Genomic DNA, 12,084 nt, shown 5'->3' with positions numbered 1-12,084 from the left:
TCATGACGAAGACTTTGGGAAAATTTGCCGGCCGGATGCTGCTGGTCGGTTGCGGCAATATGGCGGGTGCGATGCTCGATCGCTGGCTCGTCGCGGGGCTCGATCCGGCGCGGGTCGCCGTCGTCGATCCGCTCGCGGCGCCGCGCGAAGGCACCGCGCATTTCACCTCGCTTGCCGACTGGCGGGCGGCGGGTCAGGCCGCCGACTGGATCATGCTCGGCATGAAGCCGCAGCAATTGGGCGAGGTCGCTGGCGATCTGGCGGCGGTCGCGGGTGGCGAGGTGCATCTGCTCTCGATCCTCGCCGGCGTCTCGCTCGCCGATCTCGCGGTCCGTTTTCCCGAAGCGCGGGCGCAGGTCCGCATCCTTCCCAATCTGGCCGCGCGCATCGGCGCTGGGGTTTCGGCCGTGACCAGTACGGGTGATGCCGACAGTGCCGCGATCGAAGCGCTGCTCAAGCCGCTCGGCGAGATCGTTGCGCTCCCCGACGACGGCATGATGGACCTCGTTACCGCGTTCACCGGCAGCGGTCCGGCCTTCGTCTTTCGCCTGATCGAAGCCTATGCAGCGGCGGGCGAGCGGCTTGGCCTTTCGGGCGACGATGCGCTCAAGCTTGCGACCGCGACCTTTGGCGGAGCGACCGCCCTGCTCGCGCGCAGCGGCGAAAAGCCGGGCGCGCTCGTCGCGCAGGTCGCGAGCAAGGGCGGCACGACGCAGGCCGGGCTCGACATCCTCGACGAAGGCGGCGAACTCGTTGCGCTGATGACCAATGTCCTGCGCGCGGCGCGCGATCGCGGCCGCGAACTCGCCGATCTTGCCCGCGGCGAAGATTGATCGGCGCGCCCGCAAAGGCGTGGGCCGTGACAGCGCCGGGCGGCTATCGCCCGCTCAGCTCTCGCTGCCCAGCCTGGCGACGCGCTGCCGCTCGCGCGGCGACATCAACGCTTCGTTGACCTGCCAGAAGCCGGTGACCGCCGCCTGACCCGCATGGGTGTAGGCGCGGCTCATCGCGTCGCGTAGCTGCCCGAAGACCGCAGCCTCGACGGCGCGTCCGGCGGGAGTGAGCCGTAGTTCCTTCTGCCGCCGGTCGCGGTTGCCCGGGCGCGTGACGAGCATCTCGCGCGCCTCCAGATCCTTGATGACCCGGCCGAGCGACTGTTTGGTGATGCCGAGCAGCGCGAGCAGGTCCGAAATCGTCAGCCCCGGCTGGCGCGCGATGAAGTAAAGCGCGCGGTAATGCGCGCGTCCGAGGCCGTTTTCGGCCAGCCGCGCATCGCCCGCGCGCCACAGCGCGCCATGGCCGAAAAACAGGAATTCGATGCCGCGGCGCACCTCCTCTTCACGCAAGAAAAGGGCAGAGGCAGCGGGAACTTGTGAAAGAAAATTTTCATCGGCCATGGCGACTACCGTTGCGCGCGGCGCCGCGCTTTGGCAAGAGGCGCGCACCGAGTCACTGCCAAGAGGTTAGGTTTTTCCATGTCCGCACCCGCTTTCACCCGTCTTCCGCATCCGAACCCGACGGCGGACGATGTACGCGCGGCGGCGATTGCGGACCCGGTCTTCGGCCGCGTCTTCACCGATCATATGGTCTCGATCCGCTACAAGGAAGGCCAGGGCTGGCACGATGCGCAGGTGATGCCGCGCGGCCCCTTGTCGCTTGATCCGGCGACCGCGGTCCTTCATTATGCGCAGGAGATATTCGAAGGGCTGAAGGCCTATCGGCTCGACGACGGATCGATGGCACTGTTCCGTGCCGAGGCGAATGCCGCACGCTTCAACGCCAGCGCCCGCCGCATGGCGATGGCCGAGCTGCCCGAGGACCTGTTCCTTGCCGCGGTGCGCGAGCTTGTCCGCGTCGATGCCGACTGGTTCCCGAAGGTGCAAGGCGGCGCGCTCTATCTGCGCCCCTTCATGTATGCGAGCGAGGTGTTTCTGGGCGTCAAGCCTGCCGCCGAATATCATTTCCTCGTCATCGCCTCGCCGGTTGGCAATTATTTCAAGTCGGGCGCGCCGGCCGTCTCGCTGTGGGTGTCGGAAGACTATACCCGCGCCGCGCCCGGCGGCACCGGCGCCGCCAAATGCGGCGGCAATTATGCCGCGAGCCTGATTGCGCAGCAGGAAGCGATCGCAAAGGGTCACGATCAGGTCGTCTTCCTCGACGCCGCGGAGCATCGCTGGATCGAGGAACTGGGCGGCATGAACATGTTCTTCGTCTTCGACGATGGCAGCATTGTCACCCCGCCGCTCACCGGCACGATCCTGCCCGGCATTACCCGCGACGCCATCATCACACTGGCGCGCGATGCGGGCCTGACGGTGCGCGAGGAACCCTATGCGATCGACCAGTGGCAGGCCGATGCGACCAGCGGCAGGCTGACCGAAAGCTTTGCGTGCGGCACCGCGGCGGTCGTGACCCCTGTCGGCAAGGTGACGCGCGGCGCCACCAGTTTCACCGTCGGCGCCGGCGGCCCCGGACAGGTGACGGCGATGCTGAAGGACAGGCTTGTCGACATCCAGCGCGGCCGCGCCGCCGACCCGCACGGCTGGGTCACGCGCCTCTGATCCGGCGCCTTGCCAATCGGTCGCGAGACGCTATAGAGCGCCCTCGCACCGGCCGATGGGGCGTAGCCAAGCGGTAAGGCAGCGGTTTTTGGTACCGCCATGCGCAGGTTCGAATCCTGCCGCCCCAGCCAGCCGGTGCTGTGCCTCAGCCAAGGGACGGAAAACCCCAGGTTTCTCCCTTAACTGAGCAAGGCCGACCATCGCAGTGGCATCAATTGCTACCAGTGGGTGGAGCCAGTGCCTGATGCCAGCAATCGAAAATGTGAACCGTCGCGGGGCCACCTACTGGTGGCGTCGCCGGGTGCGCTTCGTTGGACGGCTTGAACGTCCTATAACCATCGTAACAACGGTCAGCCTTCTGACGAAGGACCAGTCGGTCGCGCGACGGCGCGCGGTCGCGATGACCAGCCGAAGCGAGGTTGTGCGAATGAGCTTATACGAACGGATCGAGCAGGAAGGACTGACCAGCGAGCAGGTGAACCATCTCTTTCGAGAGGAGATGGTGCGGTATCGCAACATGCTGGCGCATCAGTTGGCGGTGATCGAGAAGGACGGTGAGGGCAATGTCACCGCTCGCTTCCACCAGATGCTTTCGATCTATGCAGCGTTCAACGGCGATTTCATCGCAAATGGCTTCGACGACTATATGGGCATCGATTACATCGGGTCATTCGACAAGCGCTTTCCGTCGCTGGACGACGAGGCCCGTGCCAATCTTTATGCAATGCTTTCCCAAGCCGGCGATGTTCCCGGCAATTTGCTGAATGAGGCAAAGGCATTGCTGGAGCGGCTCGGCATTGAGCCAGCGGCTGACCGCATCGAAATTGCCCGGCAGGTCATGTGTTGCGCGCGGTTGACGGCCGCGGCAACCTACGACAGCCCCGAGGTTCGCGCGATCGAACACAGCTTGGCGCTGATGAACGCGCTCGGGCGAACGCCTCTGCAGACTTCGATGCCTCCCCCGATCTCCGCCCCTGCGCCTCCAAACACGTGGAACGCCAGCACCATTGTGCCTGCGCCGGCGTCGACATTCACCGATGCGCAGACCCATTATGCCGCCCTTAGCCCGGTGCAGGCGGTAGAAAAATATATGGAGCTGAAACCCAAGGCGCGCGGACGGGACGATGCGCCGGTCTTGGCCGACGGTGCGAACCCCAAAAAGCGCAAGTCGCAGCCGAAGGTCTGGGGCGCCAGCCAGAAGCGCCAGTTCAAGGCCGCGCCCTTTCTGTTCGGCAAGTCGAATAATGGCAAGGCCATGGCAGCAACATGCCAGGAAGACCTGAACCAGTTTTACGACCTGTTGAACCGGTTACCGTCGTCGCATCATAAGTCGCCTCGACACGAAGCGATGTCGCTGGAGGAAATTTGCAGCGAGGCGCTCGATCGTCTTACTGAGGAAGAGGAGCGCGGCGAAGAAATCTCGTTCGCGATTGGCCTCGACGTAGGGACCATTAATCGTCATTTCGCCAACCTCAAGAGATTGTGTGCGTGGCTTGCAACGAAAACGCCAATGGCGCCTCTCGATTTTTCAGATTTTATCCTCGATGAGGATGACAGGGACGAGCGCGACGAGCGCGACCCCTATACGATTGCGCAGGGTGAAGAATTGTTTCGTCTCGGCATCTGGACTGGAGGTGCGGGCGTGGATTTGCCTCGGCGTTTGTTACTGACGCCGGGAGGTCCGATTTGGCATGATGCGGCCTATTGGGTCATGCCGCTGGTCTGGTATTCAGGTATGCGGCGGGAGGAAGCTTGTAAGCTTTTGGTCGATGATATCGGCGAAGAAGACGGTATCTTTTTTGTCAACATCAGGAAGACCTCCGCGGGCGGCGTCAAGAACGCGACCAGCGTTCGTAAGATTCCTGTTTGCGAAGAGCTGCGTCGCTTGGGCTTCATGCATTATGTCCAAGCCATGAAGGAAGCTGGCGAGCAGTACCTCTTTCCAGAAATCCAGCCCGGTCGCACAGGGCGTGCGCTGGGAGATGTATTTTTCAAAAATATATGGCTTCACATTAAGCCACGTCTGAAACTTGTAAAGCCGGGACAGGCGGTTCACAGCGGTCGGCATATGGTCAGCACTGAATTGAAGATGTTGCAGACATTCGAAGAATTTCGGTCGGATCTTCTCGGTCAGAAGCATGGCGGCGAAAATGCCAACCGATACGCGAGCGCCACACGCCTCCAGATCCTGCTTGATGTCGTGAACCAGATACCCAAAGTGACCGCCCATCTGCAAGATACCGTAGAAATCCGGTTGCTACCCGTTTGCATGCGCGGCGCGCGGCCAACTCGCGAGAGCGCCGGGCGGCGCAAGCGCGGTTGACACCATGTCGGACTAAATATCGAATAGTCGCTGGGTGGCTAAGCCATCGTTTACGGCTGCTATGCGCCTGAAGTCGGCCATTGCGGCTGACATGTTTGCCTCCTGAAAGCGGCCATTCATTGGAGACGAACGCTGCATCAGGCTCAAGTTCTCCAAAATGCACAGCTACTGCCGTATTACATTTGCGTGCCTTGCACGGCACCCGCTGAATGGCACCAATTCACAACCGTTTTTTAGTTTCCATCGGAGGCATTTTCTTCCACCTCTGTGAGAACGAAATCACAAGAGGGGGGTGAAATGGCTTTTCGTGAGCTTAAGCGGTACGACGGGCGTCAGCGCGGCCTGCTTCAGGATTGGGAGGCATGGCTCGAGCAGGCAGATAAACTGTACGACCGGTTTCTGGGCGACGTGGGTGACTCACCCTTTTTATTCCACGAGGTCGCGTCGGTCGGTTTCCTTGCGTCGGCGGCTGCGATGGCCGGCTTTGTGCCGCTCGCTGAATACGCGGTGATCAAACGCGGACGGAACGACAAGCGCACCCGCGTCGATGGCCGCGCCGACCTCTGGATCAGTTCGGGGTCGCGCTCATATTCGTTCGAGTGCAAACGCGCCTATTTTTCCGCTACCAGAAAAAACCTGGGCAACATGCTGGAGCATGCCAAGAAAGATATCGCCTGCATTCAGGGTGACGAGTCCCACTATGCGGCAGGGTGTGTGCTCGCGCGCGTTCGCGATGCCAAGCGGATCGATCTCTACGAGCAATTTGCGCAAAGTGACGAAGTCGATCTTGCCTATCATATCGGACCCGAAGGCGAAGAAGGTGCGTACATCTATTTTTCGCTGGCTTGAGCAGGGCGCGAAGTTGCAGCGATCGGCTGCGGCGCGGAAAAATGCGCTGATAAATGAGGGGTTAGCGGCCTCCGCCTGCCGCATTTGCCGAGCAATGTCTGCCGAACGGCGGAGAGATGCCGTGCATTTATTGCTATGAAATGTGCCCAGTGTGGGCACATTTAATGTGGATAACCTGTGGATAACTCGGTAGGAGGATGTGCGCCGGCAAGGCTGCGCGGGGGTGATATTTTGTGACGCTTGTGATTACCAGCTGTACCAACCGTAAGCGTCTGCCAATCCCGCCTAGCCTGCACATGTCCTCGGTCCCCCGTGCTCCGTTGCAAGATCTTGCCTGTGACTGGCTAGGGCGCGTCGCGAATGCGCCCTCCTGCCATCCAGCGTCGGATGTTTACTGCGGTCGCAGCTTTCAAGAAGCACGCGCGGCGGCGGCCGCCATCGATGCAAAGCTGATCATTGTGTCTGCCGGACTCGGGCTGGTTGAAGCATCTACCCCTATTCCGGCCTATGGTTGCACTGTGCTGGTCGGCGCCGATGACGGCATTCAGTCGCGGGTCGATGGCACCTTCTCGATCGCGTCATGGTGGCGGGCCTTGTCGAGTTCGTCGCACCTTTCGCGTTCGCTAGAAGACTTGATGTATGACCAGTCGGGCCCTCTGCTAGTCGCCTTGTCCGAGGCGTATATTGAGATGCTGGCGCCCGAGCTGATCGCGCTGCCGTCCGACGACCTCGCGCGCGTGCGCATATTCACTGCATCGCCTGCTGCGCGCATGCCCGACGCTCTTCGTCCGCTCCGGATGCCTTATGACAATCGTCTGGACGGGCCCGACAGTCCGTGTCCCGGCACATTGAACGATTTTGCGTCGCGAGCGCTCGCGCACTTCGTTGGCTTTGGCCGCGGGACCGTTCCGCAAGCTTCATTGGACGCTGATGTTGAGGCCGTACGTTCGGCGATCGGTTCGTGGCGGGGAGCACAGAAGTTCGATCGCGCACGCCACGACGACGATACGATGCTCAAGCTTATTGCGGAGCATTGGGAAAGCGCCGGGGGAAGTGCGTCGCGACTGCTTCGCTATTTTCGCGACGAATTGGGCATCGCCTGTGAGCAGTCGCGCTTTGCCGCGCTCGCGCGCCGCGTTCGGGAGACTAAGAAGTGAGCGCGCGCGAAACCTTGAAGATAGACGAGTTTGAGTTCGTCGCCGCCCGTGAGATGCAGCGCGGCGTCGGCCTTCGGCGAAACGCAGATCCAGTCGATGCCGGCAGGCGCCGCCTGCGTGCCGTTGGTCTCGACGCCAATCTCAAACCCGCGGCTGTGCAGCGCTTCGATGAGCGCGTCGTCCACCTGCAGCAAGGGCTCGCCGCCAGTCAGCACGATGTAACGGCCATGGGCGCCCTCGCCCCACGCCTCTTCGACGGCATCGACCAACGCGGCGGCGTCAGCAAAGCGTCCGCCGCCGGTTCCGTCCATGCCGACAAAATCGGTATCGCAGAAACTGCAAACCGATGAGGCGCGATCCTGTTCGCGCCCGGACCAGAGATTGCAGCCCGAAAACCGGCAGAACACGGCGGCGCGGCCGCTCTGAGCGCCCTCACCCTGCAGTGTTTTGAAGATTTCCTTCACCGCGTAACTCATGCTGCACCCTCACTCGGTTCCAGCAGCGGAGCGGGAGCAGGCTTGCGCCGCTGCCGTTGGTCGGCCTTCACAATTCCGACGAGATAATGTTTGAGCAGCGCGACGTCGCGATTGACGTTTTGGAGCGACTTCCAGCGCCGCGTTTCGTCGTCGAAATGCCAGTCGCCGTCAGTCCATGCGGTACGGTCCTGAAGACAGAGCAGCCCCTCGTAGAAATCGTCGACCGATCGCGCGTCGGCGCGTTCGGCGAGAACTTCCATCACGTCGCCCATCGCCTGAATGCCGACGCCGTGCAGAAGGCGTGAGCTCGCAGGCGTCTGGCCATGCCAGGCTTCGGGGAAGACGCGTTTCACCGCATCGAAGAAATTCGAGATGAGGCGAACACACTTGTCGCCGCCTTTGGCGCTCCGGCTAAGATCGCGCAGCACGCCATTGTTGAGCGACTCCATGATGATCTTCTGCATCACCGTGTCCGCGATGATGCCCTCGGGCCATGTGTGCTGCTTGATATAGCCTTTCAGCGAGGTCGCCTCGAAGTTGAGGCGCCCGGTAAGGTCCGCCGCCTCGGATCGGCGACTGAGACGCGCCGGGAGATCGTCGACCGTCGGGAGCAGCTCATAGATCAAGGATTTGGGAAGCGGTTTGCTGTTGTTGATCAGCACGAACTGACGGCGCAGTTCGGCTTCGTCGCGGCAGATCAGTGCCGACACGAAAACCTGAAAATCGCGGTCGACCTCGGCCAGCGCAGAAAGCCGCTGCTGCCCGTCGACCACAAAGCCCTGGGCACCGTCGCTCATGTCGATCGACAGACGGGCAATTCCGCCATCCATATCCAACGCGACGCTGCAGGCGATCGCTGGGTCAAGGTGCTGGCGCTCTATCCGCGAAATGAACTTCTGAAGGACCAGTTTGCGGAGGTGTACAGTCAAGCCCGACGTCTTGATGTGACGTTGTCTGATGGCGGACGCAGAAAGATTCTGATCGGGACATTTTTCGGCCCGACGCCGTACTCGGCTGAAAAGGCGCATGACGATGGGCAGATCGATCGCGCCTTCGAGTTTTATACACCTTGGCGGAAGCCGCAGGCAGCCGAGCCAAGAAAGCGCTGGAAGAATTATTTCCGGGCTGCAGGGTCGATGTAAATTCCGACCTGGTGGCAACGGCGAAGCTGACAAGTCTCGCCAAAGCGGCAGATTTATTCGTGTTCGCGTGGAAAAGCAGCAGTCATCAAGCCTTCTACTGCGTAAAGGACGCCTTAGCGGGGAGGGACCCGATCTGGGCACCGGGGAAGGGAACGGCTAGCATCTTGCGCGCAGTGCTCGATCACCTGGCGTGAGACTGGCATCGATCGTCAGCGTGACGCGGCGATCGCTCGATCATAGAGCGCGTCGAGCCTCTCAAGCGGCGCGATAAAATGGGGCTCGAAAATGCGATCCTTGTTATCGGCGACCGTCTTTAGACTGCAGGCTTTGACGAAGGTCATGATGTCCTTCTCCCAATATCGCCAGACGAACGGCCCCGTCGCGCGCAGGAACTGGACATCCGACACTGGCGTGCGATCAGCATGGACCGCGAAATGATTTTCGAGGCGGACGTAGAAGTTGACGATCGCGGTTACCGCCCACGCTTGGTGACACGCCTCGAAGAGGAGACCCGGATCGGCAAAGGCGGGACCCTGGCGGCGCAGCTGTCGCGGCTCGATCTGATCGTGCTCGACGAGCTTGGATATCTGCCGTTCGCACGCTCGGGAGGGCAGTTGCTGTTCCACCTCATCAGCAAGCTCTATGAGCGCACCAGCGTCATCATCACCACGAACCTCGCCTTCGGCGAATGGCCGACCGTGTTCGGCGATCCCAAGATGACCACGGCGCTGCTCGACCGCGTCACCAACCACTGCGATATCGTCGAGACCGGCAACGACAGCTGGCGTTTCAAAAACCGCAGCTGACCGCCACCGTCGGCGCCTTCAAAAATCTATCTTGCGCTGCGCGCGCCTCCGGTCGGGCTACGCCCGCCCTTCGCCGCACGCAGCGCAAGGCCATCCTCAACAAATCCTCAGCATATCCTCAAAGGGGGTCCCTCTTCGACGCCGATCGGGGGTCCCTTTTGAACACGATGACGTAATTGCTGCCGTTGTTCCCATTGGGATGCGACGGCTTCAGAATGAGTGAGGTCATCGTAACGAAGGGATATCGCCATGAAGCAATATGTCGGGCTGGACGTGTCACAAAAAGAGACGTCGATTTGCATTGTTGATGAAGCCGGGCGGCCATTATACCAAGGCCGGGTGAAATCAGATCCGGGCGTCCTGGCCGCCGTCGTCGCCAAGAAGGCTCCCAATGCCGAACGCGTAGGTCTCGAGACAGGTGCTATGTCGAGCTGGCTCTGGCATGAGCTCAAGCGAACCGGCCTGCCAGTGGTCTGCATCGATGCTCGCCACGCCCATGCGGCACTGTCCGTCCGCATGAACAAGAGCGACGAGAATGATGCTCGGGGCCTGGCGGAACTCGTCCGGGTCGGATGGTATCGGGAGGTCGCCGTCAAAAGCGAGGAAAGCCAGGCCGCACGGTCCATCCTTGTCTGTCGATCCCGGTTGGTACGGATCCGGCGCGATCTCGAAAACCAGATGCGTTCCATGCTGAAGGAGTGTGGCATGCTCTTTCCACGGGCTGTCGGCGGGCAGTTCCAGCGGCGGGTCAGCGATCTTATCGCCGATGGCCATGCTCTCGGCCCCATTCTTCTTCCCCTTCTGTCCGTGCATGAACAGACATGCGGCGAGTTGGAAAAGATCGATAGAACCATCCGTCACCTCGCCCGAGAGGACGAGACGACCCGGCGGTTGATGACGGTTCCGGGCATCGGTGTCGTTACAGCCCTAACATTCCGCCATACGATCGATGATCCCACCCGCTTTCAGAACGCCACGAAGGTTGGAGCTTATCTCGGGCTCACACCCCGCCGAAAGCAATCGGGTGAAATGGACGTGACGGGAAAGGTCTCGCGATGGGGCGACAGGCTGTTGCGCACATATCTGTTCGAGGCCGCCAGCGTCTTGCTCCATCGAACCAAGCGGTGGTGCGCGCTCAAGGCCTGGGGGCTACGGATTGCAAAGCGCAGTGGCATGAAGAAAGCGCAGGTCGCAGTCGCACGAAAGCTCGCCATCATCCTCCACTGCATCTGGGTGGATGGAACCGAGTTCGAGTGGGGAAAACAGCCTGCTTGATCGTCATAACTACCCTGAGATCGCAGGGCTGAAGCCAGCCCTGTGATGATCCACCGGGACGGTGGTTGCGGTGACCTCGTTCAAACGGCTGCGGACTTCAGGACCGCGTTGCACACGTTGAGGCACCCGACCCGGACATCATCATGAGGCCATGACCTCGAAAAGGACCATGACCCCGGTATGGATCAACTACAGGCTTGACAGAAACCCGCAATTAAAGGGCCGTTTGACACAAGTGCTGCGACTGCGGATGCGATCCTCGAGAAAATAGTCCGGATTGGGTAGGATTTCTGAGTATCAGGATCTTCCGAGGCAACCGCGCTGATCGATTGAGTGCATTTCCCTTCTGGGCAATCAAGGTCCGCTGACGCCGGTATGGGTGCCGGATGAAACACATGAAGCCATTCGCGATCTCGTACGCGCACGCGAAGTTGCAAACGATGGGTTGAGAAAAGCGCGACAGCATCTTCAATCTTTTCTTCTGAGGCATGGTCGCATTTATGCGGGTCGCGCGCCCTGGACGCGGGTGCATAGTCGGTGGCTGGCGATCCAGAGTTTTGAACACCCGGCGCAAAACATTGTGTTGGCCGAATATATACAGGCAATTGAGGACGCCGCGGTTCGCTTGGACAGGCTCACAAAGCAGGTCGCCGAGGCCATGGCATCCTGGTCGATGGGCCCGGTCGTCGAGGCCTATCAGGCGATGCGCGGCGTCGCGCTCATTACGGCTGTCACCTTCGTAGTCGAGATCGGCGACGTCAGGCGCTTCGACAGCGCACCACAGCTGATGGCGTATCTGGGCCTTGTGCCGTCTGAAAGCTCGACCGGAGATCGAGTGCGGCGTGGCGGCATCACCAAGGCTGGTAACGTCCGGGCGCGTCGCGTGCTGATCGAGGGGGCGTGGACCTATCGCTTTCCTGCTCGGGTGAGCCGGGAGATCGAGGCGCGTCTGGACGGGCTGCCAAGATCGGTACGCGAGATCGCATGGAAAGCTCAGATCCGGCTATGTGCGCGTTACCGTAAGCTCGTCATGGCAGGCAAGACCAAGACCGTTGCCGTCACTGCAATCGCGCGGGAGATGGCCGCCTTTTTATGGGCGATCGGACAGGAGGTCGCCCCCGCAAAGACGGCGTGAAACGTCATCGTCGATCAACCGCAACAGGAGAATCTGAATCCATACCTTCTGCTGATGTGCAATATTGGGGGCAGGGCCCCGGTGGAGAACCCTCGTGGCAGCTTTGTGGCAGGCTAAAAGCCCACGCCCGACCGAAAGACCGAGGCAGCTCCAGACGAACCTACGGAAATGCGGTAGCCAACCCGCGCATAAGAGTATGTCAACCGTCGTCGAAAGCCCTGCCTCCAACTTTGCACATCGGTCGCGTCCGTCAAGGTGGTGTAATTTCGGCTGTGGCCGTGGGCCATCGTCAGGCGGCTTTGGCGGTGATGTGTAGGGGCTGATTTTCCTCCTCGATCATGGGTTGGTTGAGTTCGGCCA

General features: G+C 61.1%; 11 protein-coding genes, 1 tRNA gene and 1 pseudogene. 9 read left to right on the top strand and 4 right to left on the bottom strand.

Going from position 1 to position 12,084, the window contains the following annotated elements; translation table 11 throughout:
* Positions 1–2 precede the first annotated feature (2 nt).
* Positions 3–833 carry a pyrroline-5-carboxylate reductase gene (gene proC, locus L0963_RS17980; RefSeq protein WP_234181021.1) on the top strand — a complete coding sequence of 277 codons (831 nt, stop codon included), beginning with the start codon at positions 3–5 and terminating at the stop codon, positions 831–833.
* A gap of 54 nt (positions 834–887) precedes the next feature.
* Here the strand turns inward: proC and L0963_RS17975 are convergent, their stop codons facing one another.
* Positions 888–1,397: a MarR family winged helix-turn-helix transcriptional regulator gene (locus tag L0963_RS17975; protein WP_003042620.1), complete on the bottom strand. Its 510-nt coding sequence runs from the start codon at positions 1,395–1,397 to the stop codon at positions 888–890.
* Between the two features lie 78 nt (positions 1,398–1,475).
* Here L0963_RS17975 and L0963_RS17970 point away from each other — a divergent pair, with 78 nt between their 5' ends.
* The 5 genes from L0963_RS17970 (at position 1,476) to L0963_RS17950 (ending at position 6,890) form a co-directional block, all read left to right on the top strand.
* Positions 1,476–2,561: a branched-chain amino acid aminotransferase gene (locus L0963_RS17970; RefSeq protein ID WP_234181019.1), complete on the top strand. Its 1,086-nt coding sequence runs from the start codon at positions 1,476–1,478 to the stop codon at positions 2,559–2,561.
* Positions 2,562–2,617: 56 nt separating this feature from the next.
* Positions 2,618–2,692 (top strand) — tRNA-Gln (locus tag L0963_RS17965).
* Positions 2,693–2,805: 113 nt separating this feature from the next.
* Positions 2,806–4,884 carry an integrase gene (locus L0963_RS17960; protein ID WP_234181017.1) on the top strand — a complete coding sequence of 693 codons (2,079 nt, stop codon included), beginning with the start codon at positions 2,806–2,808 and terminating at the stop codon, positions 4,882–4,884.
* Between the two features lie 297 nt (positions 4,885–5,181).
* Positions 5,182–5,733: a hypothetical protein gene (locus tag L0963_RS17955; RefSeq protein ID WP_234181014.1), complete on the top strand. Its 552-nt coding sequence runs from the start codon at positions 5,182–5,184 to the stop codon at positions 5,731–5,733.
* A 320-nt stretch (positions 5,734–6,053) separates the two neighbouring features.
* A complete protein-coding gene (locus L0963_RS17950) occupies positions 6,054–6,890 on the top strand; it encodes a hypothetical protein (RefSeq protein WP_234181012.1) in 837 nt (278 codons plus the stop codon).
* On the opposite strand, the gene queE is transcribed toward L0963_RS17950, so the two are convergent.
* The 3 genes from queE to L0963_RS17935 form a co-directional block, all read right to left on the bottom strand.
* Positions 6,806–7,366, bottom strand: a complete 561-nt coding sequence (gene queE / locus L0963_RS17945) for a 7-carboxy-7-deazaguanine synthase (protein WP_234181011.1) — start codon at positions 7,364–7,366, stop codon at positions 6,806–6,808. The two genes, L0963_RS17950 and queE, sit on opposite strands and share 85 nt — an antisense overlap.
* Positions 7,363–8,394: a DGQHR domain-containing protein gene (locus L0963_RS17940; protein ID WP_234181009.1), complete on the bottom strand. Its 1,032-nt coding sequence runs from the start codon at positions 8,392–8,394 to the stop codon at positions 7,363–7,365. The genes queE and L0963_RS17940 overlap by 4 nt, the downstream gene beginning before the upstream one ends.
* 323 nt (positions 8,395–8,717) lie before the next feature.
* Positions 8,718–8,915, bottom strand: coding sequence for a hypothetical protein (locus tag L0963_RS17935; RefSeq protein WP_234181007.1), 198 nt, complete (start codon positions 8,913–8,915; stop codon positions 8,718–8,720).
* 78 nt (positions 8,916–8,993) lie between these two features.
* Here L0963_RS17935 and L0963_RS17930 point away from each other — a divergent pair.
* The 3 genes and pseudogenes from L0963_RS17930 to L0963_RS17920 form a co-directional block, all read left to right on the top strand.
* Positions 8,994–9,314 (top strand): annotated as a pseudogene (locus L0963_RS17930) (ATP-binding protein); the annotation flags it as partial.
* A gap of 249 nt (positions 9,315–9,563) precedes the next feature.
* Complete coding sequence (locus tag L0963_RS17925; RefSeq protein WP_234181004.1) at positions 9,564–10,589, top strand: IS110 family transposase; 1,026 nt, start codon at positions 9,564–9,566, stop codon at positions 10,587–10,589.
* 328 nt (positions 10,590–10,917) lie between these two features.
* Positions 10,918–11,724 carry an IS110 family transposase gene (locus L0963_RS17920; protein ID WP_326490203.1) on the top strand — a complete coding sequence of 269 codons (807 nt, stop codon included), beginning with the start codon at positions 10,918–10,920 and terminating at the stop codon, positions 11,722–11,724.
* Positions 11,725–12,084 lie beyond the last annotated feature (360 nt).

Origin of the sequence: Sphingopyxis sp. NFH-91 (genome assembly GCF_021401285.1) — a bacterium.
In the GTDB taxonomy this organism is placed as follows: domain Bacteria; phylum Pseudomonadota; class Alphaproteobacteria; order Sphingomonadales; family Sphingomonadaceae; genus Sphingopyxis; species Sphingopyxis terrae_A.
The sequence above is the reverse complement of the archived record's forward strand: the minus strand, read 5'-3'. Positions and strand labels throughout refer to the sequence as shown.